The following is a 24,251-nucleotide window of genomic DNA, read 5'->3' as shown; positions in this document are numbered from 1 at the left end:
GGAGGATTGGTGCTATGCGGCGTGGTTTGTTGTTGTGGATGATTCTGCTGGGGTTGGCGTCTGCCTGTAATTTGCCGGTTGCTTTCAATCCGCCGGCTGCAGCCACAGAGACGATCATGCCCACTCCCTCTCCCACCCTGGCGCTGACCACTACCCCGGTATTGCTAAGCCGAAACCACCTGGAGAACATGGAATATACCCTGCCGGTTGGGTTGGAAGGGGAGCAGGTTTCCTTCCGCCTGACGGATGGCGTCTTTCAGCGGGGCGAGGATCCGGCAGCGGTAGATTTTATGGAGGTACGGCTGGGAGATACGCTGGCTTTTGGGGATTTGAACGGTGATGGTCTACCGGATGCGGCTGTTGTGCTGGCAGCCAATTACGGGGGGACGGGCGTATTTGTATGGATTGTTGCGGTGTTGAACCGGGACGGCAGCGGCGAGCAAGCCGGTCTGTATTTTGTGGATGACCGCCCAAGGGTTGAAAGTCTGCAAATCGTAGATGCCAGAATCGAACTTGAAGGGCTGATTCACGGCCCCAGTGATCCGGGCTGTTGTCCCAATCAACCGGTGCGCTGGTCACTGCGGCTGATTCCGGCTGGCTTGAAGCCGGTTTCCATTTCAACCCGGATTGGGGATTTGTGGCGCGAGATCAACCTGGAAGCACCCCTCGAAAACAGCCGGGTGGGTGATCGGGTGGAGGTAAGGGGTGGTGTACCGGTCATGCCATTCGAAGCCACCCTGAACTACCGGATTTATTCCGAAGAAGGGGTTGAGTACCGGTACAGTTATCTGATGGTGGATGCCCCGGATTACGGCTACCCCGGCACTTTTCAGGAGCAAATTGACTTGAGCAGTGTACCGCCGGGGGTGATCTACCTGGAGGTATTTGAATTGAGCCCCGCCGACGGCAGTGTGCTGGCGCTCAAAGCAGTTCGTTTGATTCGCGAATAATCCATCCACATTTGGGAGGTAGCATGTCCATTCCAGTCATCGTAGATGCCATCCGCACGCCGATTGGCAATCTCGGCGGGGTGTTGGCTGCCGTTCGGCCGGACGATCTGGCAGCCATGGTTTTGAAGGCCCTCGTGGAGCGCAATCGCCTGCAGGGCATAGAGGTTGACGAAGTGTATTTTGGGTGCGCCAATCAGGCCGGGGAGGATAACCGGAACGTGGCCCGCATGGCCACCCTGCTGGCCGGGCTGCCGCCGGAAGTGCCGGCTTTGACCGTCAACCGACTTTGCGCTTCGGGCCTGGCGGCGGTCAATCTGGCGGCGCGCGCCATCCAAACCGGCGATGGAGAGGTCTTTCTGACGGGTGGGGTTGAGAGCATGTCCCGGGCACCGTACGCTCTGCCCAAAGCCGAGAAAGGTTTTCCCTTCGGCAACCTGACCGCCTGGGATACAGCGCTGGGATGGCGCTTCCCCAATCCTAAGATGGAAGCAATGTATGGAATCGAGGCAATGGGCGAAACGGCCGAAAATCTGGCTGAGATGACCGGTATCCCCCGCAGCGAGCAGGACCGCTTTGCCTTGCAAAGTCACCGGCGGGCGGTTGCCGCGCAGGACGAAGGCCGTTTTGCCGAGGAAATTCTGCCGGTGGAGATTCCCCAGCGCAGGGGCGAACCGCTCCGGGTGGTGCAGGATGAGCGTCCGCGCCGTGATACGACTCTCGAATCGCTGGCGGCGCTGCCGCCCATTTTCCGCAAGGGCGGTACGGTAACGGCTGGTAATTCCTCCGGCTTGAATGATGGTGCCGCCGGGCTGCTGGTGATGAGCGAGAGCAAAGCCCGCCAACTGGGGTTGAAACCCATGGCACGGATCGTCAGCAGTGCCGCCGCGGGGGTGCTGCCACGGATTATGGGCATTGGGCCGGTGCCGGCAGCGCGCAAGGCTCTTGCCAAAGCCGGCCTGACCATCGAACAAATCGGCCTGGTGGAATTGAACGAAGCCTTTGCCGTGCAGGCTCTGGCGGTGATTCGCGAGTTGGGTCTTCCGGAGGAAATCGTCAATGTCAACGGCGGGGCGATTGCGCTGGGACATCCGCTCGGCTGCTCTGGGGCGCGCATTTTGACCACCCTCCTGTATGAAATGCGCCGGCGCGCCGCGGCTCAGCCGCGCCCGTTTTACGGGCTGGCGATGCTGTGTGTGGGGGTGGGGCAGGGCGAAGCCACGATTGTGGAGTGGCTGGATGATTAAAGCGCTGGTGACCGGCGCTACCGGCTTCATCGGTTCGGCTGTCTGCCGGGCGCTGCTGGAAGCCGGTTTTGAGGTGCGTGCTTTTCACCGCCCTGCTTCGAACCTGCTGTTGATAAAAGACCTGCCGGTAGAACATGCTATCGGTGATCTGAGCCAGCCGGAGAGTCTTCTGCAGGCCATGCAGGAGGTTCAGGTGGTTTTTCACACGGCGGCGCTGATGGGCGGAGGTCGAGATCCCGGGCGGCATTACTCCGTTACGGTTGAAGGAACGCGCGCCGTACTTCGAGCTGCACTGGAATCGGGTGTAGAACGCGTGGTACACACCAGCTCGGTCGCTGCGCTGGGTTTACCGCCCCAAATCCCCGGCAGTCACAGCGCAGCTTACACCATGAACGAAACTCACACCTGGAATGACCAGCCGGAACGCTGGCCATATGGATACGCCAAGTATCTGGCGGAACTGGAAGTCCAGCGGGCGGTTGCAGCCGGGTTGGATGTGGTCATCCTCAACCCAAGTCTGGTGATTGGCGCGGGTGATTTGTACCGTCAGTCGCGTTCGGTGGTGGTGCAGGTGGCGCAAGGACGCCTGCCGGTGATCGTTGAAGGGGGGTTGAATGTGGTCTCCTTGAATGATACGGTTGCCGGTCATCTGGCTGCCTTGCAGCGCGGGCGGCGTGGTGAGCGTTACATCCTCGCCGGGCAGAACCTGAGGCTTGCCCATCTGGTTGAGCGGATTGCCGAAGTGGCGGGTGTATCACCGCCGCGCACCGTTCTACCCGCCGGGCTGGTTCGTCGTTTGGCTGGTTTGTACAGGCTATTTGAGAACTGGCTGGCCTTACCGGTTTCCTCCTCCGAACTATATCTGGCCGGGAGGTATTTTTATTATGACCCTCAGAAAGCCAAAAAAGAGTTAGAATGGGCGTGTTGTGTGGAAATTGACCAGGCGATCCGTGAAGCCATTGACTGGTCGCGGGAAAAGGGCATGTTGGCACGATGAAGAAGTCAGAACTGACATTCCGCCAGAATTTCGATCCGGAACGCTCCGGCTTGCGCAGCCTGCAAGTGGTGGATTGGCTGGTGTTGATCGGTATTGTGGTGCTGATTTACGTCGGTGTGCGGCTGGCGGTCAATGCGCCGGAAACGGTTGGTGGACGGCAAATTTCGCTTGACCCGTCCCGCTTACCGCTCTATGCCCTGTACTCGGTTTTAAGAATGCTGGGGGCTTACCTGCTTTCGGTCGTATTCACACTCATCTACGGGCGGGTGGCGGCTTATAACCCCCGCGCCGAAAAAGTGATGATGCCCCTGCTGGATGTGTTACAAAGCGTGCCGATTCTGTCCTTTCTGCCGGTTGTCCTTTTGGGGCTCAGCGCTATTTTGCCGCAAAACATTGCGGCTGAACTGGCTTCGGTCGTGTTGATTTTCACCAGTCAGGCCTGGAACATGACTTTTGCCTGGTACCAATCTCTGACCACCATTCCAAAAGAATTACGTGAAGCCAGCGCCATCTTTCGGCTGAACAGCTGGTTGCGTTTCAAAAATCTGGAACTGCCGTTTGGGATGATCAGCCTGATCTGGAACAGTATGATGTCCTGGGCGGGAGGCTGGTTCTTCCTGATGGCAGCCGAAATTTTCACCGTCGGGCAGCGGGACTTCCGCCTGCCGGGCATTGGGGCATATCTGCATGAAGCCTCAGTTCAGGGCGATTTGACTGCCATCGGTTATGGCCTGGCAACTCTGATTCTGGTGATTGTGGCGCTGGATCAACTGGTCTGGCGGCCGTTGATTGCCTGGTCTGACCGATTCAAGCTCGAAATGGTGGAGAGCGATAACCCGCCAACTTCGTGGTTTTATTCCTGGTTGTCCAATTCATGGTTGTTTCGCTATTTGGGGCAGCGGGTGTTTGCACCGCTTAACGAACGGTTCGATCAGTGGTTGATGCGCCGCTTTCCGGTGGAGCGCGAGAGCCAGCCGACTTCTCAGTGGCAAATCTGGGTTGGGAGGGTGTTCGCAGCCGGCGTGATCATCCTGTTGGGGTTCGGCATGATGCGGGCGGTGACAATGCTGTTGGCATTGAACGGAGCGGAATGGGGGCAGATTGGGCTGGGGGTAGTGGCGACCGCGGTGCGGGTATCGCTGGCTTTGCTGATCGCACTGGCGTGGACGATTCCGGTGGGGGTGTTGATCGGCACCAACCCGCGCTTTGCCAGTGTGGTGCAACCCATTGTGCAGGTAGCCGCCTCGGTACCGGCGACGGCTCTCTTCCCGGTTTTGCTGCTCTTCATTTTACAAGTGCCGGGTGGGTTGAATCTGGCGGCGGTTTTGTTGATGTTAATGGGGACGCAGTGGTATCTGCTTTTCAATGTGATTGCGGGAGCGAATGCCATCCCCCAGGATTTGAAATACACGACGGCTCTGTTGGGTTTGAAAGGCTGGCAGCGCTGGCGCACCCTCATCTTGCCGGCGCTGTTCCCGTACCTGATTACGGGTGCGATCACCGCCAGCGGGGGAGCCTGGAACGCCAGCATTGTGGCAGAGTATGTGACCTTTAGCGGCAAGGTTCAGCAGACAATCGGCATTGGTGCGGTCATTTCTCATGCAACCGATCAAGGGAACTATCCTCTGCTGCTGGCAGGCACTCTGGTCATGGTGGTTGTGGTGGTGCTGATCAACCGGCTGGTATGGCGGCCGTTGTACCGGCAGGCCGAAGAAATTTACCGGATGGAGTGAACCCATGAGCAACGATTCGGTGTTACTCGAACTGAAAAATGTGTCTCAGTTGTACGGCAGCGGCGAGAAACGTTTTGTGGCTGTGGACAAGGTCAACCTGACCGTGCGGGAAGGCGAATATGTTGCTCTGTTGGGGCCGTCCGGCTGTGGTAAAAGCACGTTACTGCGGATTATCACCGGTCTGCAAAAGGCCTCGGAGGGGGATGTGTTTTACCGTGGGCAAAGGTTGATGGGAGTAAACCCCTATGCCTCGATTGTCTTCCAGACCTTTGCGCTCTTCCCGTGGCTGACCGTTCAGGAAAATGTTGAACTGGCGCTCAAAGCCCGCGGGGTGGAGGCGGACAACCGCCGCCGGCTGGCCATTGACCTGATTGACCGGGTCGGTCTGGATGGCTTTGAAAATGCTTATCCTCGTGAACTCTCTGGTGGGATGCGCCAAAAAGTGGGTTTTGCGCGTGCCATGGCGGTTGAGCCGGAGCTGCTCTGCCTGGATGAGCCGTTTTCGGCGCTGGATGTGCTGAGCGCCGAATCCCTGCGGGGCGAGTTGCTTGAGTTGTGGCTGAGCGGCAACATCCCAACCCGTGCCATCCTGATGGTCAGTCACAATATCGAGGAAGCGGTTTTTATGGCAGACCGCCTGGTGGTAATGGATAAAAACCCGGGACGGGTGGTAGCCGATTTTGAGGTGAATCTGCCGCATCCGCGCCAGCGCAAATCACCCGAATTTCAGGCGCTGGTAGACCGAACCTACGGTATCCTTGCCGGACAGACCATGACCGAAGCCGAAGAATTGGGATCGGCGCCGGGTGAGCCGGGTACGACCCGCGCCTTACCGGAAATCAGCATCAGTGATTTGACCGGTATGCTCGAACACATTTTTGAGAACCACAAAGATGGGGCGGATATCTATCGTCTGGCTGAGGAACTTTCGATTGACTCGGACACCTTGCTGCGCTTGACCGAGGCAGCCGAACTGCTGCGCTTTGCGACCATTCAGAAAGGCGATATTACCCTGACGGTGCTGGGCGAAACCTTTGCTGAAGCCAGCATTCTGGCGCGCAAGGAAATTTTTGCAACCCGCATCCGCCGTCTGCCGATTTTCCGCTGGATTATCAACATGCTGCGCTCGGCGGAGAATCAGCAGTTGAAGTGGAATGTGATTCAAACTGCGCTCGAACTGGAATTTCCGCCCGAAGAAGCCGAGAAACAACTGGAAACGGTGGTGAATTGGGGCCGTTATGCCGAGGTGCTGGGCTACGACGATAAGAGCGAGACGATTTACCTCGAAAGCACGCCCGTTGCGGTTTGAGTTAACTGGATTTTATTAACTGCAAGGTGCGCTCGGCAAGAGCCCGGATGGAGAGCCGTTCTTTACCGCGTAAGTAGGTTTCCAGGGTATCTTGCAGCGGTTCCGCCCATTTTGCGGGCGTACCGAACATGATTCCTAAAACCGTCCCTACCAGGCCGGCGTTGCAGTCCACATCCAGCCCGGCGTGGGCCAGCCAGCGGAAAGCGGTCGTCATGTCGCCGTTGCAATGCCACAGGGCAAATAAATCTGCGGCCAGGTTGGGATAGGCGTGAATCCAGTTGTACTCCTCAAAACGCGTGTCCAGTTGCTGCCAGGCTTGCAATGGGTCGGGCGTGGTGGCGAGCGTTTGTAAAATTTCTCGGGCAACTGCCACGTACTCGCTGCGCTGCGGCAAGTAGTTCAATCCTTCTTCCAGCATGGCGCGCAGGTCATCCCGCACAAAGGCAAGCGCAGTCAAGACGGCAGCGTACATTCCACCGTAGACGCCATTAGCCGCATGGGAAACACACCCGTCCAGAAAAGCCAGGCGGGCGGCTTCCAGCGGCCAGCCGGGTGCCAGCATGCCGCATACCATTCCGCGCATTTGCGCGCCAATCCAGTCATTATACGGATTGCGAAAAGCGCCGGAAAGTGGCGGCAAGAAGCCGAGCGAGAGGTTGTTCAGGGCGATCCACTCGGCCGACCAGCCAAACGGAATCTGACGAAGCCATTCCAGCCCGATATCGGTTGAAGTCAGGCTGCGGCCGTGCTTTTCAAACACATCCAGAAATACCAGCTCGTAGACCACATCATCATTAACCGTTTCAGGCTCGATCAGATAGTGGTCAATCACGCCGTACACTTTTTGGATCTGGCTAGAATGATAGCCTTCAATCACCGTACCAAAACTTCCGCCGGCCAGCTGCCCCAGCCATCCATGCAGCAGCTTATCGCCCAGATCCATTTGGGCGCTGCTTTCGGGTTGCGAAGTGGGATTCTTCATGTTGGAGAGGATGCTTTCCCAATCCATCGGGCGCTGATACTGCCAGTAGGGGTGGGTGGGGATGCGCGGGGCGTTGTGCAAGGCGCTGAGCAAACGGGCGGTGTGGGCGCGTAGATCGTCGCGCCGTTTCTCGGCGGCCAGTTGCAGTCCTTGCGGGATGAGCGCTTCCGCTTCGCTGACCTCAAAACCCTGATTGTAGCGGGACTGCACCATTTCGACATACGGGATTTCCGGCGCGCCGGAGCCCGGTACCCGCGCGTTCCAAAATAAGGCAATCAGGTCGTCCCCGTGCGGGAATACGGTGCTGGTGTTGTACCACTGGCTGGGATGGATGCGCCGGTCAAGTGGAACGGCATTCAGGCGGATGGCTCGATCAATTTGCCAGGCGCGTTCAGGCAGGGGGTGGGGGAGTTCGATCATGCTGAGTTTAACCTCCGTTTTCGGGCTGCGTAGAAGTATAACGCAATCAGGGTGGCGATATAAGGCACCATGGCGGTGAACTGGGAGGGAACGCGGTAACCCTGCAGCAATAAACCCAGCCCGTCCGAAAAACCAAACAAAAGCGAAATCAAGGCAATTCCCAGGGGGTTGCCGTTGACCAGGATGATGGCTGCCAGCGAGATCCATCCCCGTCCGGCGGACATGTTCTCGGCGAACAGGTTAACATAACCCAGCGAGAGGAAAGATCCGCCTAATCCGCACAATACCCCGCAGGCAAGTAAGGAAAGGGCACGCATCCGGCTGGAAGGGACTCCGCTTGAATCGAGACGGGCCGGATTGTAACCGGCTGCCCGCAGGCGCAGTCCAAATCGGGTTTGGAAGATGAGAAAATAGGTCAGAATGGTGGCCAGCCCGGCGACCCAGACCATTAGGATTTGTCCGGAGAGAATCTCACCCACGAACGGGATATTTTCTGCCAGCGGCAGACGGATGGCGGGGATGGGCTGGATGGCGGGATTGGAGAAAACCCCTTTTACGCTGAAGATTTTGCGGAGCATGTAGGTGGTGGCACCGACAGCAAACAAGTTCAGGGCGATACCGGTGACAAATTCATCCGTTTTCAACACCACTGCGAAAAGGATGAAAATGAGCGAGAGAAATAATGCGCCCAAAATTGCCAGCAGGACGCCAATCAGCCAGGAGCCGGTGTAGTACGAACCCAGCACGGCAAAGAAGGCACCCGTCAGGAGCATCCCCTCCATGGCGATGTTGAAGACACCGGCGTAGTAGGTGTAGGCGCCGCCGAGGGCGGCCAGTAAAATGGGGGTGGCCCCCGAAATCATGCCGTTGATCAGTCCGATGAGGATTTTCATGTGCGCGCCTCCCGCGCCCGGCGGCGGGCAGCCCGTTGCTCCACAAAGGTATTCAAATACTCGCGGCTGGCAACGATCACCAGTACCAAAACCGCCTGCAAGACCTGAGAAATTTCGTTGGGAACACTGGTGATCAGCTCCATGCCCAGTGCGCCGGTCTGAATGGCGCTGAAAAACAAACCGTATAAAAAGGTGGCAATCAGACCATTGTTAGCCACAATGGCGATCATGACACCGTCCCAGGCATAATTGGCACCCAACCCGCGGATGAAGCGGTGCGGGCCACCCATGACCACCAGTCCGCCGGCCAGTCCGGCCAGTGCGCCGGTCATCAGCATCACCGCCATGAAGTTGCGGTTGATATTACAGCCCCCAAGCCGGGCAAACAGGGCGTTCTGCCCGGTGATGCGCCATTCATAACCGGCTTTCCAGCGGTTGAACACGAACCAGGCAAGGATGACGGCGGCGAACATGAACAAAATCATGGTATTGAACTCGCCCCACTTTGGCAGCCAGCCATTGGGGTTGATTTGGGGGGTCATTGGCGAGAAGGCGGCCGGGTCTTTGAAGGGTTCCGTGATCGCCCAGGCGGTGAAGAAGTCAGCAATCATGTTGAGCATCAAGGTTACGATGAATTCGCTCATATCAAAGAAGCGGCGCAGCAGAGCCGCCACTCCCGCCCATAACAATCCGCCCAGCATGGACAGCAGCGCCAGCACCGGAATCATCAGGGCGGGGGGCAAGTCAAGGTAAAGGCCGCCAACCGTGGCAAACAAGGCTCCCATCACCAGTTGACCGGGCTGCCCCAAATTGACCACCCCGGAGGCAAAAGCAATGGCTGCCGAAAGGCCCGGCAGCACGAGCGGCACTGCATTGCGCAGGGTAGTGGCAAATGGATAGTAACCGAACAATGAATAGCGGAAGAGTGCTTCGTAGGTGGCCAGCGGATCGTAGCCCTGCAACAGGAGCAGAACGGCTCCCAGAAGGAGAGCCACTACAATCCCGATCAAAGCATTGAGGATCTTTTGTCTCATGAGCTTTGAACTTGCCCCTCCAGCATTAAGGATCCGACTTCCTGCGGATTGGTTTGTTCAACCGGCAGGTTGCCAACCAGCTGGCCGCGGTAGAGTACCAGAATACGGTCGGAAAGCAGGAAAATTTCCTCTAAATCCGCCGAAATCATCAATACTGCCCGGCCTTCGGCGCGAATACGGAGGATCTGGTCGTGGATGTATTCCATCGAGCCGACATCCAGCCCACGGGTTGGTTGGTCGAGCAGAACAAAATCGCTTTGCAGGAGTAATTCCCGACCGACAATGACCTTTTGCTGGTTTCCGCCGGAGAGCGTGCGGAAAGGAGCGCGCGGTGAAGGCGCTACAACCGAAAAGTTTTCAATCAAGTCCCGCGTGAATTGCTGGGCAAAGCGGGTGTTGAGCAGCAGTCCGTTCCACTGCGAAAAACGCGGGTTAAGGCGATGATGGGTCATAATCGCGTCTTCCCAGAGCGGTGCTACCAAACTGGCGCCCATTTTGCCACGATCCTGCGGGACAAACGAGATGTATTGGCGCCTTTGCAGAATATCGAAGTGGGTAATGTCCACATTGCGGATGAAAATCCGTCCGCTGGTTGGTTTTTGAATGCCCATCAGGGTGTTGACCAATTCAAACTGTCCGTTGCCTTCTACGCCAGCCACACCGACAATTTCACCAGCCCGTACTTCAAAATTGAGGTTGTTCAGGCGTACCCGCCCGTGATCCTCGCGCAGGCTGAGGTTTTCCACCCGCAGCACGGCTTCACCTGGCGGCTGCGGTTTCCGCCGCGTGGTGAAAATTACATCCCGGCCGACCATCATGCGTGCCAGTTCCTGGCGGGTAGTGGCAGAAGCCGGTACAGTATCCACCTTTTTACCCTTGCGCATGACGGTAATGCGATCACTCAGTTCCAACACCTCTTCAAGCCGGTGGGAAATGAATAAAATGGTGTGGCCGCCGTCCCGCAGGCGGTTGAGTTCGGCAAACAGCTGGGGAATCTCCTGCGGGGTCAATACGGCGGTCGGCTCGTCCAGAATCAGGACTTCCACGTTGCGGTAAAGCAGGGTGAGGATTTCCACCTTTTGACGGGCAGCCACCGAGATGCTTTCCACCCTGGCATCCGGGTCGAGGTTGAACTGGAATTCGTCAATTTTCTGTTTGACCAGTTGGCGGGCGCGCTGGCGGTCAATTTTTCCCAGCCAGTTGACCGGCTCAACTCCCAGCACGATGTTTTCCCAAACGGTGTACTCTGGAATGAGGACGATTTCCTGATGAACCATGCCAATCCCGGCTGCAATCGCCTCACCGGGTTCGCGGAAGTGGACGGGTTCGCCTTTATAAATGATTTCACCGGAGTTGGCCTGGGTCAGGCCGTAGAGCACCTTCATCAGGGTGCTTTTGCCGGCGCCATTTTCACCGACAATCGAATGAATTTCGCCGCGCCGAAAGTCCACTGTCACATCGTCCAGGGCCAGCACACTGGGCGGATAAACCTTAACGATGTGACGCATTTCGATCAAGGTTGGGTTGTTTGTCATGCTGTTGAACGACCTGTTTTAGAAGGATGGGTGAAGATGTCCTTCACCCATCCTGAAAGATTTTCCTGCAAAGTCAGACAGTGATTTACTGCCAGACATTCTGATTGTTGTACAGTTCGATTTTTAGACTGCCGTCAATGATCTGCTGGCGGAGCGCCATGACCTGATCTATGATGGATTGAGGCAGTACCTGGATCTGGGCTTCGAGGGCAATATCCACACCGCCCTGAGCAATGCCGTACTTCAACACCTGACCGGGCTGGTAGGTGCCATCGTTGATGGCTTTGTACACATCTTCAATCGCCTTGCCGACGTTCTTAATGTCGCTGGCGATCACATAACCGGGTTCGAGGTCGTTCTGGTTGGTGTCTACGCCGATGGCATATAACTGGCGTTCGCGGGCAGCTTGCAAAACGCCGATCCCAGCCGCGGCAGCCACCTGAAAGACGACATCGGCTTTCTGATCATACAATTGCAGGGCAGCCTGCTTGCCGCGGGCCGAGTCATCCCAGGCGCCGCCTAACGATTTCTTCAATACCTGAATTTCCGGGTCAATTGATTTTGCGCCGTTTTCGTAGGCAAACACAAATGCGCTGACCACCGGGTCCACATCGCCGCCGACCACACCGATGATTTTATCCGGGTTGATGTTGGGGATGGTGGTATCGAGGGTTGCCAAACCGGCGACTACACCGGCAAGGTAGGCGCTCTCTTCCTCAATGAAATCAACCGAGGTGATGGTCTTTTTGCTGTTTTCGACGACGGTGTCAATGTTGACGAAGATTTTATTCGGGTACTGGTCGGCAAATTCTTTCAATTGATCCTCAAAGCCGTAGGAAATCACAAAAATCACATCGGCGAAGTCCACAGCGGCGCGCAGGGATGGTTCGTATTTGCCGGCATCGAAGTTGCATTCGATGGTGCGGGTTTCTACACCGTACTCCCTGGCGATGTTGTCAATGCCGGCCTTGCCGGAATCGTAGAAGGCATTATCGCCGAGTGCGCCGTTAATCAGGTAGACGACCCGCTTGGGTTGTTCCTGGGTGCTGGTGGCCGGGGCGCAAGCTGCCAGACTGAAGATTAAAGTCACAATGGTCAGCAGAAACACAAATTTCTTCATCTTCTTATTCTCCTTATGGAATTGTGAAGTCAGGTGGACTTACTGATCGGGTTGAAGCGCTAAAAAACGACGGGAGAATTATACTCCCGTCTTGTAGAATGCGAAATAAGGTTGGCAAATGTGTAAATCCGGAGCAGTAATCCAGCCGCAAGTCAATTTTGCGGCTGGCGGTTTGGTCACTCGGTGTATTTGGATTGGTCGAGTAATTCGCGTAGTTTTTCCTCTTCACTTTTCGCATTCGCGGGGCGGAGGGATTTCTCGGCTTGCAATTCGGCAGCTTCGGCAGCCCGCAGCACTTCCAGCGGTTGGCGGCGCATTAAGCTGAACTGGCCGCAGTTCTCGCAGCGATCCCACCTGCCCACTGCCAGATTGATGCTCCACAGGTGGATGGGGGTTGGACGCTGGCATTTGGGGCAAATTGCACCGCCGGCGACTCCGTAATTGCGGGCTTCACCGGGGGCGTACCGTCCGGCTTGCTTACCGCGCAAGGCAAGCATTTGCACCCCGCCGCCCACGAGGGTCAACAGCAGCACCACTCCCAGAAGCGGAACAATGATTTTGACAATCGCTTCTCTTTCGGCCTGACTGCTGGCAAATTCAAAGCGGCGTGGGGTCAACTCCACCGTTGAGCCGTCCTTCAAAATCAACCGGGCGCTCAGTTCGTGAATGCCCTCGGCGTAGTTGCTGGTGTTGAAGCGATAACGGAAAGGCGCCTCGGTGATGGTGGCCATTTCCTCGCCATCCAGCAGGAAGGTGACGGAGACGAGGGCATCCTGGTCCCCTGAAATTTTGAGGGTGAAATCACCGCGAATCTGGCTGCCGGCGGCAAAACCGAAATTGCGGTCAATCAGTAAGCGGTAGCCATCCTGTGCCATGACGGGGGAGGTCAACAGCAGACTGATGATGACGCTGGCAGTCAGGGATATACAGAGAAAGATTGGGAGGGAAAGTTTGGTTTTCATGGTTTACTTCCATCGGGTGAGAATAGTCTCGCGCTGAAACAGGCGTGCGCCGAGATAGATGAGTAAAGCATCTGCCGCGATGAGGGCGGAAATGACGATGAGCATCAATTGCTGATTGATGACCAGCAAACCAGCAACCTGCCCGAAGAGCAATGCCAGCACCGGCACAATCAAAATGGCTGCCATTTGTTCGGCAACGCGGGGATCGTTGACCCGTGAGGATACCATGATGGCAAAATTGACGGCAGCGATGGCCATCAGCGGGCCGACAACCAGCACACCTAACAGCCATGTTGGCCCAAGCACGTAGGCGCGCACCTGCTGGCTGGCACCGGTCAACGGGATCAGGATTTGGAAGATGAAGAAACATAACCACGTAGCACCAACGGCGGGAATGGCAGCCGCAAGGGCTTTGCCGATGAGCAACTCCTCGGTTGAGATGGGAGTGGCCAGTAATGGTTCGAGGCTGCGGGTGGTTTTTTCGCCAACGATGCTGTAAGCAGCGATGGTAATTGGGATGATCAATGGCAGCATCATATACAGGATCAGGAACTGGTTAATCACATACACCTGCATACAGGAAGCCGAGTCCATTTGCCCGCATACCGAGAGAAACATTTCGGGCAGGTCGGCGGTGTCACCACCCGGTATGGTGCTGCCGGTGGTCACATACAGCATGATCAGCGGCAGGGCAGTGAACAATAACGGCATCAACACAATGGTGAATAAAACCATTTTGTTCTTGAATACTTCTGCCCATTCCTTATCAATGATGGTGCGAATATGTCGGAAGGATAACATGGCAATTACTCCTCTGCCTGCAGGGTTTGCAGGTAAATATCTTCCAGCGAATGGCGGATTTCGCCGACAAATTGCAAGTCGGCGCCGCATTCTACCAGTTTGCGAATCAAAACAGGATTGTATTGTTCAGGCTCATCCAGCCGCACCAGCAGGCGGTTATCCACCGGAGTAACTTCTTTGACAAACTCAAAGCGACGCAGGGTTTCAACCCACTCAGGATTAAGGGCGCGCAGGTGGAATACCACTCTCCGCCCGAACAAGCGCTGACGCAGGTTGGCGGGGGTATCTACAGCGATCAGGCGGGATTTGAAAATGCCGATACGGTCACACAATCGGTCGGCCTCATCCAGATTGTGGGTACAAAGGAAGATGGTGCGCCCTTCACTTTTTAACTCTTCGATGAAATCCCGTACCAGTTTGGCCGCTTCGGGGTCGAGTCCGCTGGTGGGTTCATCCAGAAACAGGACGCGCGGCTCATGAAGCAGAGCCCGGGCAATGGCCAGTTTCTGGCGCATGCCTTTGCTGAAACTGCCAACTTCATCCATGCGTCGGTTCCACAAGCCCAACATGCGCAGGTATTTTTCAACCTGTCCCTTCACGTCTGCCACATCATACAAATTAGCATAAATGGACAGGTTTTTTTCAGCGCTCAGGCGTTCGTACATTCCGGGTGTTTCGGTGAGAATCCCGATGCTGCGCCGGATTTGGGTATCATCGCGTCCAATCTGGAATTGGTTAATAAAGGCACTGCCGCTGGTAGGGCGGATGAGTGCGGCTAACATGCGCACGGTTGTGGTTTTACCAGCGCCGTTTGGGCCAAGAAATCCAAAGACTTCGCCTTCCTTAACTTCCAGGGTCAGGTTTTGTACGGCTTGAATGGGCGGTTGATTTTTGCGCAGGGCGAACGTTTTGGTTAAGTTTTCTGTACGAATCATGTCTTTCTCTCCACGGGGTGGTTGATGAAGGCGGTAGGAAACAGTCGAACCCCGATTATTGTATCATTGTATCAGAAAAATGAAAGATGGGAAGGGGTTTAAGACCAAAATCCCCCTGTACCAATTGGGGAATTGAGAACTGGTCAGGTGGGGAGGATTGGCGATTAACCCGGACGGGTTTTTTAACCGCCGATTTCACTCATCGTGCGGTTGGTAGCAAAATCACCTTCGGCGAGGCCATGTCCCCAAGGTTTATGCCAGATGCCGTTGATGATGATTTGACGCAGGTCTTCCAGAGTAGCGCCCTGCCGCAGCGGGGTGAGCAGGTCGACTTCCTTTTCACGCAGCAGGCAGAGGCGGAGTTTTCCATCGGCTGTCAGGCGGGCACGGGTACAGGCGGCGCAGAAGGGCATGGAAACCGAGGCAATGAAACCGATTTCACCGACGGCGTCAGGCAGCCGAAAAACGCGGGCTTCTCCATCCAGTTTTCCGTTGTTGACCGGGTGTAACGGCCCAAGTTCGGCTTCGATGCGGCGGATCATCTCCTGGGTGGTGACCACTTGCTGGCGCTGCAATTCGGTTGCGCCACCGAACGGCATCATCTCGATGAACCGTATCTGCCACGGAAGGGTGCAGGAGAGGCGCGCCATCGGCACGACATCTTCTTCGTTGAACCCGCGCACGATGACTGCATTCAGTTTGATGGGTTGCAGGCCGGCCTGTTCGGCGGCCATAATTCCGGCCCACACTTTATCGAATGATCCCCAACGGGTGATGGCTTTGAAACGAATTGGGTTGAGGGTGTCGAGACTGATGTTGACCCGCTGTAAGCCGGCTTCTTTAAGCGGGCGTGCCAGCTTCTCCAAAAGGATACCGTTGGTGGTCATCGAGAGCGAGCGTACGCCGGGTGTAGAGGCAATTTCGCGCACCAGATCCACAATATTGGCGCGAACGGTTGGTTCACCGCCGGTCAGGCGGATTTTGTCAAAACCCAGGGATGCAAACAGGCGCGTCAGCAGAATGACTTCGTCATCTTGCATCAGTTCTGCATTCGGGCGAAAAGTCATGTCCTCCGGCATACAATACACGCAGCGCAGGTTACAGTGATCGGTCAGGCTGATGCGGAGATAATGGATGTTGCGTCCAAAACGGTCAAGGGCCATACCATACCACTAACAGAACAGGAAGATTTATACATGTAATTGGATAAATTATATCAATATTTTATCACCTCTGTCCAAGGTTAACGATAACTACCTTCAAGAAATAAGGTTATGCCATAATAGCGGCTAAAACAGCAATTTGGGGGATTTTCGGTTAGTAGCAACTTTATGGGATATGTATCACTGTTTTTTAGATTACAGTCTACTTCTTTGTTGTCGATATCCGATACCCATTCCACATCTAACAGATGGTTAAATTTTGGAACCTTAACATAGTCAAGTTTTTGGTTGACTGCATTTTGGATAAGAGTTTCACGGGCATCAAATTCTTTTGCGTACTCTTTAATTTGGTATAGATAATTATTGAGCCGTAATGTACTCGAGATGCTTGTGAAGAGGAAGGTGCAGAGCCATATCGCATAGATAACTTTTGGAGATATTTTCTTTGTCCATTCAAATTGGCCGATCCACAAACCTAGAACAAAATTACCTAATGTCAAAATGAAACCGATAACAAAAAAAGTTCTTAAGGGAAAATAGCCACTAACAAAAGTAAAAGGAAGAATCACCATAAAGGATAATAGAAAAGGCAAGGAAAAAATGAATGGGGCAAGTTTTCTAAAGGAATGGTTTGGCATGAAGGTTTGAAATGGCCTGGATAATCTTGAAAAGACAAGACCGCTGAATAAGCTAAGGAGTGGTATTGCAAGTCCACGCCAATCGGCAAGATATTCTCCAGCCAAAAAGAAAATATACTTTAATAAAAGTAATCCAATACTTGTAAAAAATTTTGATATTTCAGGTGAAGATCCAAGAATCACGGCCCTGTTTATATTGCTGGAAGCTAAAAATACACTGACAATTCCAAGAATTGCTCCAACGATTAGATAAGTAGCGGTTGGTAATTTACTAATCTTTCCCGCTTTGATTTCTAATAGGAAAAAAGACATGTAAAGATATAAGGCTAATAAAGCAATCCCTTCGTGGAAGGAAGTACTGAGTAATGCCAGTATGAGTAACATGAATTTCCATTGAACTTGATTTGGAATTTCCTTAACCATAAGCCGGATAAATAAACCGCTGGCCATCAATGTACAGGTCAATCCACCCACCAAAATAGCTACATGCAATGTCCAAATAGTAGTTAGAAAAAATTCTGGAGAAATCAAAATTACCAATAAAGTCAAGAAGAATGAAATTGAGATAAGTGAAAAAATCTTTTCTCGGCTTTTCCTAAAAACTGGGTAAAGAATAAAACCAATCGCAATCGCAAGAAATGGAAAAAGCAATGGTGCTGCCCGAAGGAAAAATTCATTTGTCGAGTAAAGCAGAAAATTTATAAGATGAGATAACCAACGACCATTTAAGTATTGATAGCTATCGATAATAGAGTTAAACAATCCCCGAGAACGCAACTGTAATAGATAGCAGTAATCATCCGCAAAAAGGCGGTTGTATGAAGCAATTCCCATCAAGAAAATAAAACTGATCACAGAAAACAAAAAAATGGGAATATTAACGAGATAATCGAATTTCCCTTTGGTGTGCATATCTGTTAGAACGAGCGGCATATTTCGAACCAGATACCATTTTATAGGATTGACTATAAAAGACAAGTTCTTTGGAAGGTGATTTTGGATGCTGTGATTCATTTCTTGCTAATTTTTATCTAAATACGGTCAAATTTGAGGAAGTTTGTTTTTCGGACGGGTGATACCTGACACTACCTTTTGAACACAAAGCGAAAGATAATGAATTTGCAGCCATCATCGCCGCTCTCTGTATATTCCTGAAATCCCAAAAAGGAGGAACAGCAATGCCCGTAAAGGGACGAATTGTCGTCAATGAGGCTTATTGTAAGGGATGCGAGCTGTGTGTGGATGCCTGCCCGCAGCAGGTTATCGCTCTAGACCCGGTGCGAATCACTGCCAAGGGCTATCACCCGGCCACGCTGGTGCAGGAAGGCTGCACCGGCTGCGGTATCTGTGCGATTGTCTGCCCGGAAGCGGCGATCACCGTGTACCGTGAAGCGGCAAAAGCCCGTCAAACGGCAGCCGCATAGGAGGCGGATATGGCGAGAGAACTGTGGAAGGGCAACAATGCGATTGCTGAGGCGGCGGTGCGGGCCGGCTTACAGGCCTATTTTGGCTACCCCATCACCCCTCAAACCGAATTGCTGGAGTATCTTTCGGCGCGCATGCCGGAACTGGGACGCGCGTTCGTTCAGGCCGAAAGTGAACTGGGCGCCATCAACATGGTCTACGGCGCAGCCTGCACCGGCGCGCGGGTGATGACCTCCTCTTCCAGCCCGGGTATCAGCCTGATGATGGAGGGGATTTCGTACATCGCCGGCACGGAAGTGCCGATTGTGCTGGTGGATGTCATGCGCGGTGGGCCGGGCCTTGGCAATATTGCCCCCGCTCAGTCCGATTACAACCAGATTGTGCATGGCGGCGGTCATGGCGATTACAATGCAATTGTGCTTGCACCGGCTTCCATTCAAGAGTCCGTTGACCTGACCTACGAGGCCTTCGATTTGGCAGAAAAATACCGCGCCATTACGGTCATTTTGATTGACGGCAGTATCGGGCAGATGATGGAACCGGCTGAAATGCCGCCGATGCGTCCGCTCAAAACCGAATATCCCGATTGGGCGGTACGCGGCATGGTTGAACACCCCGGTGAGCGGCGGGTGTTATCCTCAATTTACCTCGATCCGCCGGATGAGGAAGCCGCCAATTTACGGATGCTGCGCCGCTGGCAGCAGGTGGAAGCCAATGAGGTGCGTTTCAAGGGCTATTATCTGGAGGATGCCCGTTTTGTGGTGGTCGGCTTTGGGTCGGCTGGACGGGTGGCTCTCTCGGCTGTGCGTGCTGCCCGGGCGGAGGGCATTCCTGTGGGTTTGCTGCGTCCGATCACCCTGAAACCCTTCCCGGTTAAGGCACTGGACGAACTGGCCCAACGAGTGGAGGGTATACTGGTGGTTGAAATGAACTCCGGTCAGATGCTGGAGGATGTTCGCCGTGTGGTCGGCGGCCGGGTTCCGGTGGAGTTTTACGGACGATTGGGTGGCATCATCCCCATGCCGGATGAGGTGCTGGAAGAGATCCGCCGCCTGAGTCGGGAGCCTTTGACTCAGGATGGTCACCCCCGCGATCGCTGGCTGGCGCGGATGCCTCGCAGCAATTAGGAAAGGAGCGAAAAACCATGGTGATGCTTGATGAAGTTGTCGTTTATCAACGCCCGCAATCGCTGGAAGAGTGCGCCACCCATTACTGCCCGGGTTGCACACACGGGGTTGCCCATCGCCTGATCGCTGAGGTGATTGATGAGATGGGCCTGCGTGAGCGGATGATTGGGGTTGCCTCTGTCGGCTGCTCGGTGTTTGCCTACAACTATTTTGATTTTGACTTCGTCCAGGCTCCCCACGGGCGTGCCCCGGCCATGGCAACCGGGATTAAGCGCGTCCTGCCCGACCGGATTGTGATGACTTATCAGGGCGATGGCGATATGGCTTCGATTGGCATGGGCGAAATTGTCCACGCGGCTGCCCGCGGTGAAAATATTACCGTGTTTTTCCTCAACAATGCCAATTACGGGATGACCGGCGGTCAGATGGCGCCCACCACGTTACCGGGCCAGCAGACCACCTCCAGCCCCAAAGGACGGGATGTGGAAACTCAGGGCTATCCGGTGCGCGCTTCGGAGTTACTGGCTACCCTGGAAGGTGCCAGTTATGTGGTGCGGCGCAGCTTGCATGACCCCAAAAACATCCGCATGGCAAAGAAAGCCATCCGCACCGCTTTTGAAGTGCAGGTACGCGGGTTGGGTTTCTCGATGATCGAGCTGCTTTCCATCTGTCCGACCAACTGGGGCATGACACCGGTGCAATCGCTGCACTGGTTAGAAGAACACATGATCCCCTACTACCCGATTGGGGACTATAAAGTTCACCCGATTGTCGCGGAATTGAAAATATAGGAGGCGGGCGCAATGCAAACCGAAATCATCATTGCTGGTTTTGGCGGGCAGGGGATTTTGTTTGCCGGTCAGTTGCTGGCTTATGCCGCCATGGACAACGGTCTGGAAACGACCTGGATACCCTCCTACGGGCCGGAAATGCGCGGCGGCACGGCCAACTGCACGGTGATCATTGCCGATGAGGAAATCGGCTCGCCGGTGGTGCGCAACCCGCAGGTTGCTATTGTGATGAACCGCCCCTCGCTGGATAAGTACGAACCGCTGGTCAAGCCGGGCGGCTTGCTGGTGGTCAATTCCTCAATCATTGACCGTACCCCCGAACGAAAGGACATTCAGGCGGCGCTGGTGCCGGCAAATGATATTGCCGAACAATTGGGCGACCGGCGGATGGCGAACATGGTCATGTTGGGGGCTTTCCTCGCGAATTTACCGGTTTTGAGCATCGAAGCGATTGAGAAAGCCTTACAGGAACACCTGCCGGAGCGTCATCACAAATTGCTGCCCAAGAACTATCAGGCGCTGCGTGAGGGGGCGCGCTATCTGGCGGAAAAAGTTTAGGGATGTCTGCCCTCCCTCTTAAGCAGGGAGGGCAGTTTTTTTTTGCCTCATGGCACAAATCCGATGAAAATACCCTCCGTCAGGCGGGTGAGACGGGTGCCATCGCGCTGAACGCGCCAGACTTCCCCGGCGTATTCAAAGCGCGAAAAAGTCTGAATTACGATGGTGTTTTCGTCAACCCAGCCCATGACATGCGGGGCATTAGCCGGGTCGTCGAATAATACTTGAGGGGTCAAGCTGCCGTCCACCGGGGCAAGCAAGACTTGCCCGGCTTCGTCTTCCGGGTTGTTGCGGCCGCAGGCATATGCCAGCCACTCGTCCGAGGGTGAAAATCTTCCGTCCCCGCAGGTGGTCAGTCCAGCCGATGGGGGCAGCAATACCTCAACGCTGCTGCCCAGGCGGCGCACGCGTACACCATTACCGCTGATTGCTGCCATGCTCAAATCATTTGAAATGGAACTGAGGCTCAAGCCGAGCCGCTCCTCGTCGCTGACCAGCACGGTAGTCGTGCCGCTGATCGGGTCGTACAGACGCATACCGTTCCAATCACCATACAGGATGTAACCGCCAATACCGGTCGGCTGGGTGGCATACAACAGCCTGCCATCCGGCAACCAGCGATGGGGGTGGAGAATCAGCCAGCGTTCGCGGTTTTCTTCTTCACCGATTTCATCAATCTTGCGGGCATTGCTGCCATCCAGATTGGCAATCCAGATCTCGGAGGAAGGTGCGCTTTCACCCCAGAACTGATAAGACCAGGCAATCTGAGTCCCGTCCGGACTGATGCGGGCGCTGATCGGGTTTTCGGAACGGATGAAATCGAGTGTGCGCCGGCCGGTGCTGGTGATGACGGTCACCGTGCCATCCTCGAAGCGCGAGTATGCCAATCCATCGCGGAAAATGGAGGTGTTATAAGCGCCAACCCCCTCGATGCCGCTGATGTCGGCTTCAAAACCCAGCGGATTACCGTTGAAATCCAGTGCGACGAACCGTCCGTCCCGCAATGCCACAAAACTGCGATACAACCCGACTGGGGTTGGCACCGCGGTGGGGATGGTTTCTGTGAGGGTAGGGAGAGGCATTTCGGTGGCAGGCGGGCTGTGCGGCACGGTGGTGACTTCCCCCGCCTCGCTGGTCAATTGGGCGTAGACGGTTGCAAACGCATCCGGCGTTGGTTCGCCACCTGACGGCAGACCCGGCAGGCAGGCCGAGAGGGCTATCATCAGTATCATCAACAACCCGATAAAAGAAAAGGATATACTCTGCGTTTTCACGGGACACCTCCGATAAATTACCCACATAAGTGGCTTGGATCAATTGGATTATACATCAGCGAGATGCGCCTGAGTTGCGATAAACTTGCAATTCAAAACAATTTATGATATGATTTTCTCACCACAGCCGAAAATCTCTCCCAGGGAGTGATTTTCTTTCATTTAAGCCTCGTCAGTGGGCGTGTGGGGGAAGCCCGTAACTCACCAACCGCACCGAAAAAGGATTGATAACATGCCAACCTCATTCCTGACCAGAGAGGGTTTTGAAAAGCTACAGGAGGAACTGGAGTATCTGCGTACTCAGCGCCGGCAGGAAATTGCCCAGCGTCTGCACGAAGCCATGGAAGGGGGCGAACTGATCGAAAACGCAGAATATGAAGCGGCAAAAAACGAACAGGCTTTTGTGGAAGGCCGCATCAAGGAGCTGGAAATCCTGCTGGCAACCGCCCGAATCGTGGATGAAATTCCTGCGGCGGATAGCGTGCAGGTCGGCTGCCGGGTAACCATTCAGGAAGAAGGCAGCGATACGCAGGAAACCTACAGTATTGTTGGAGCAGCCGAGGCTGATCCGAGCGAGGGCAAAATTTCCAACGAGTCCCCGCTGGGTAAGGCGTTGCTCAATCATAAGCCGGGTGATAAGGTGCAGGTGGATGCCCCGGCGGGTTCGTTCTGGGTGACCATCGTCAAGGTGGAATAACCCGGGGGTCGGTTAACCGCCCCGCCCGCTGAACAAGCCGGCGGGGCTTTTTTGTGAAATCAAGCAGCGAAAAGAAGGAAACTCATCTCATGGAATTATCTGATCTGGAAAAAATTCGTGTGGAAAAAATGCTCAAACTTCGCCAGCAGGGCATTGAACCGTATCCCACCCGCGCTCATCCCACCCATACGGCTGCCCAGGCCATTCAGGAATTTGAGGCGATGGAACAAAATGCCCAAAATGGCGCTGATCTGCTGCCGGTGCGTGCCACACTGGCCGGGCGCATCCGTTCGGTGCGCACGATGGGCAAAATCACCTTTGCGCATATCGAAGACGGCAGCGGACGGATTCAACTGTTCCTGCGGGTTAATGAACTGGGAGAGGAACAACTGGCGTTCTTCAACGAGTATTTCGACCTTGGTGATTTTATCGAGGCTGAGGGCGTGTTGTTTCGCACCCGCACCGGCGAAATTACTCTGCATGTCCATGCTTTTCGCATGCTGGCAAAAGCCATCTCTCCCCTGCCGGCTGCCAAAGATGAGGTGGTGGACGGGCAGGTGGTTCGTCATGCCGCCCTGACTGACCCGGAAACGCGCTACCGCCAGCGCTACGCCGACCTGGCGGTCAACCCGGAGGTGCGCGAGGTTTTCCGTAAACGGGCTGCCATTGTTCGAGCGATTCGCGAATTTCTGGATGCGCGTGGTTTTCTGGAAGTGGAAACTCCGATTTTGCAGCCCATTTATGGGGGTGCGGCGGCGCGTCCTTTTATCACCCACCACAATCAACTCAAACAAGACCTGTATCTGCGCATCTCTTTTGAACTGTATCTCAAACGCTTGCTGGTGGGCGGGCTGGAGCGGGTTTATGAAATCGGGCGCGACTTTCGCAATGAGGGCGTTAGTTTCAAGCACAACCCGGAATTTACCCAGCTGGAATATTACTGGGCCTATGCCGATTACGAAAAAGTCATGACCCTGACCGAGGAGATGCTGGTTTACATCTGCGATTCGGTGCTGGGCACCCGGGTGATCCAGTTTGACGGTCATACGATTGACCTCAACCCGCCGTGGCGGCGGCTCTCTTTACGACAGGGGCTGATCGAAGCAGTGGGGATTGACATCGCCGAGCATCCCACCACCGAATCGCTGGCGGAAGCCATGCGCGCCCGGAATATACCGGTCAAACCGGATGCCCCGCGCGGTAAACTGATTGATGCCCTGTTGGGAGACTTTCTGGAACCTACCCTGATTCAACCGACCTTTTTGTACGATTACCCCCGTGACATTTCCCCGCTGGCCAAGAACAAACCGGGCGACCCAACCACGGTGGAACGATTTGAAGGGTTCATTGGCGGCATGGAATTGTGCAACGCCTTCACCGAGTTAAACGATCCGCTGGAACAGGAAAAACGCTTTTTGGAAATGGGCCGTGCTTATGAGGAAGAAGACGAGGAACGTCATCCCATGGACGAGGATTACCTGAGGGCGATGTCCTACGGAATGCCGCCCAACGGTGGGTTTGGCATGGGCATTGACCGGCTGGTGATGCTGCTGACCGATCGGCGTACCATCCGTGAGGTGATTCTCTTCCCGCATTTGCGCGAAAGGGACGAGGATTGAGTGAAAGAAAAAAGCAGGGCTGCCTTGAGCAAGCCCTGCTTTTT

Annotated in this window: 22 protein-coding genes; 11 read left to right on the top strand and 11 right to left on the bottom strand. The window is 54.9% G+C overall.

Features of this window, described 5'->3' with window-relative positions; translation table 11 throughout:
• Positions 1–14: 14 nt before the first annotated feature.
• The 5 genes from AC812_RS06320 to AC812_RS06300 are packed head-to-tail and all read left to right on the top strand — an operon-like array spanning position 15 to position 6,233.
• The gene (locus tag AC812_RS06320; RefSeq protein ID WP_061919227.1) at positions 15–950 is read left to right on the top strand and encodes a Gmad2 immunoglobulin-like domain-containing protein; all 936 of its coding nucleotides are present in this window, start codon (positions 15–17) and stop codon (positions 948–950) included.
• A gap of 23 nt (positions 951–973) precedes the next feature.
• Positions 974–2,194 (top strand): thiolase family protein, encoded by a 1,221-nt coding sequence (locus AC812_RS06315; RefSeq protein ID WP_061919226.1) that lies wholly within the window; start codon positions 974–976, stop codon positions 2,192–2,194.
• Positions 2,187–3,191 carry an NAD-dependent epimerase/dehydratase family protein gene (locus tag AC812_RS06310; RefSeq protein WP_061919225.1) on the top strand — a complete coding sequence of 335 codons (1,005 nt, stop codon included), beginning with the start codon at positions 2,187–2,189 and terminating at the stop codon, positions 3,189–3,191. The genes AC812_RS06315 and AC812_RS06310 overlap by 8 nt, the downstream gene beginning before the upstream one ends.
• Positions 3,188–4,924, top strand: coding sequence for an ABC transporter permease (locus AC812_RS06305; RefSeq protein WP_082149220.1), 1,737 nt, complete (start codon positions 3,188–3,190; stop codon positions 4,922–4,924). The genes AC812_RS06310 and AC812_RS06305 overlap by 4 nt, the downstream gene beginning before the upstream one ends.
• 4 nt (positions 4,925–4,928) lie before the next feature.
• The gene (locus tag AC812_RS06300; RefSeq protein ID WP_061919220.1) at positions 4,929–6,233 is read left to right on the top strand and encodes an ABC transporter ATP-binding protein; all 1,305 of its coding nucleotides are present in this window, start codon (positions 4,929–4,931) and stop codon (positions 6,231–6,233) included.
• A gap of 1 nt (position 6,234) precedes the next feature.
• On the opposite strand, the gene AC812_RS06295 is transcribed toward AC812_RS06300, so the two are convergent.
• From AC812_RS06295 to AC812_RS06250, 10 genes are all read right to left on the bottom strand, one after another.
• Positions 6,235–7,635: an ADP-ribosylglycohydrolase family protein gene (locus tag AC812_RS06295; RefSeq protein WP_061919218.1), complete on the bottom strand. Its 1,401-nt coding sequence runs from the start codon at positions 7,633–7,635 to the stop codon at positions 6,235–6,237.
• Complete coding sequence (locus AC812_RS06290; RefSeq protein ID WP_061919216.1) at positions 7,632–8,528, bottom strand: ABC transporter permease; 897 nt, start codon at positions 8,526–8,528, stop codon at positions 7,632–7,634. The genes AC812_RS06295 and AC812_RS06290 overlap by 4 nt, the downstream gene beginning before the upstream one ends.
• Positions 8,525–9,562, bottom strand: coding sequence for an ABC transporter permease (locus tag AC812_RS06285; protein WP_061919214.1), 1,038 nt, complete (start codon positions 9,560–9,562; stop codon positions 8,525–8,527). Before AC812_RS06285 ends, AC812_RS06290 begins: the two co-directional genes overlap by 4 nt.
• Positions 9,559–11,097, bottom strand: a complete 1,539-nt coding sequence (locus AC812_RS06280; RefSeq protein ID WP_061919212.1) for an ABC transporter ATP-binding protein — start codon at positions 11,095–11,097, stop codon at positions 9,559–9,561. The genes AC812_RS06285 and AC812_RS06280 overlap by 4 nt, the downstream gene beginning before the upstream one ends.
• A gap of 85 nt (positions 11,098–11,182) precedes the next feature.
• Positions 11,183–12,217 (bottom strand): BMP family ABC transporter substrate-binding protein, encoded by a 1,035-nt coding sequence (locus AC812_RS06275; RefSeq protein WP_061919210.1) that lies wholly within the window; start codon positions 12,215–12,217, stop codon positions 11,183–11,185.
• A 176-nt stretch (positions 12,218–12,393) separates the two neighbouring features.
• Positions 12,394–13,179: an Ig-like domain-containing protein gene (locus tag AC812_RS06270; protein ID WP_061919208.1), complete on the bottom strand. Its 786-nt coding sequence runs from the start codon at positions 13,177–13,179 to the stop codon at positions 12,394–12,396.
• A gap of 3 nt (positions 13,180–13,182) precedes the next feature.
• Positions 13,183–13,980: an ABC transporter permease subunit gene (locus AC812_RS06265; RefSeq protein WP_061919206.1), complete on the bottom strand. Its 798-nt coding sequence runs from the start codon at positions 13,978–13,980 to the stop codon at positions 13,183–13,185.
• A 5-nt stretch (positions 13,981–13,985) separates the two neighbouring features.
• Positions 13,986–14,915 (bottom strand): ABC transporter ATP-binding protein, encoded by a 930-nt coding sequence (locus AC812_RS06260; RefSeq protein ID WP_061919204.1) that lies wholly within the window; start codon positions 14,913–14,915, stop codon positions 13,986–13,988.
• A 182-nt stretch (positions 14,916–15,097) separates the two neighbouring features.
• Positions 15,098–16,078 (bottom strand): GTP 3',8-cyclase MoaA, encoded by a 981-nt coding sequence (moaA, locus tag AC812_RS06255; RefSeq protein WP_061919202.1) that lies wholly within the window; start codon positions 16,076–16,078, stop codon positions 15,098–15,100.
• Positions 16,079–16,158: 80 nt separating this feature from the next.
• Positions 16,159–17,730: a DUF6056 family protein gene (locus AC812_RS06250; protein ID WP_061919201.1), complete on the bottom strand. Its 1,572-nt coding sequence runs from the start codon at positions 17,728–17,730 to the stop codon at positions 16,159–16,161.
• A gap of 164 nt (positions 17,731–17,894) precedes the next feature.
• Between AC812_RS06250 and AC812_RS06245 the strand changes: the two genes are divergently transcribed.
• Genes AC812_RS06245 through AC812_RS06230 form a run of 4 tightly spaced genes read left to right on the top strand, consistent with a single transcriptional unit; the run spans position 17,895 to position 20,617 of the window.
• On the top strand, positions 17,895–18,140 hold the full coding sequence (locus AC812_RS06245; protein ID WP_061919199.1) for a 4Fe-4S dicluster domain-containing protein: 246 nt from the start codon (positions 17,895–17,897) through the stop codon (positions 18,138–18,140).
• Between the two features lie 9 nt (positions 18,141–18,149).
• On the top strand, positions 18,150–19,268 hold the full coding sequence (vorB, locus tag AC812_RS06240; RefSeq protein ID WP_061919197.1) for a 3-methyl-2-oxobutanoate dehydrogenase subunit VorB: 1,119 nt from the start codon (positions 18,150–18,152) through the stop codon (positions 19,266–19,268).
• A gap of 23 nt (positions 19,269–19,291) precedes the next feature.
• Entirely contained in the window at positions 19,292–20,059 is a 768-nt protein-coding gene (locus AC812_RS06235; protein WP_061919733.1) for a thiamine pyrophosphate-dependent enzyme, read from the top strand.
• 12 nt (positions 20,060–20,071) lie between these two features.
• On the top strand, positions 20,072–20,617 hold the full coding sequence (locus AC812_RS06230) for a 2-oxoacid:ferredoxin oxidoreductase subunit gamma family protein (RefSeq protein ID WP_061919195.1): 546 nt from the start codon (positions 20,072–20,074) through the stop codon (positions 20,615–20,617).
• A 47-nt stretch (positions 20,618–20,664) separates the two neighbouring features.
• Here the strand turns inward: AC812_RS06230 and AC812_RS06225 are convergent, their stop codons facing one another.
• On the bottom strand, positions 20,665–21,891 hold the full coding sequence (locus AC812_RS06225) for a TolB-like translocation protein (protein ID WP_061919193.1): 1,227 nt from the start codon (positions 21,889–21,891) through the stop codon (positions 20,665–20,667).
• Between the two features lie 232 nt (positions 21,892–22,123).
• Here AC812_RS06225 and greA point away from each other — a divergent pair, with 232 nt between their 5' ends.
• Positions 22,124–22,588, top strand: coding sequence for a transcription elongation factor GreA (greA, locus tag AC812_RS06220; protein ID WP_061919191.1), 465 nt, complete (start codon positions 22,124–22,126; stop codon positions 22,586–22,588).
• An 89-nt stretch (positions 22,589–22,677) separates the two neighbouring features.
• Positions 22,678–24,207: a lysine--tRNA ligase gene (gene lysS, locus AC812_RS06215; RefSeq protein WP_061919189.1), complete on the top strand. Its 1,530-nt coding sequence runs from the start codon at positions 22,678–22,680 to the stop codon at positions 24,205–24,207.
• Positions 24,208–24,251 lie beyond the last annotated feature (44 nt).

This window comes from Bellilinea caldifistulae, from assembly GCF_001306055.1.
GTDB classification, from domain to species: Bacteria; Chloroflexota; Anaerolineae; order Anaerolineales; family Anaerolineaceae; genus Bellilinea; species Bellilinea caldifistulae.
The sequence above is the reverse complement of the archived record's forward strand: the minus strand, read 5'-3'. Positions and strand labels throughout refer to the sequence as shown.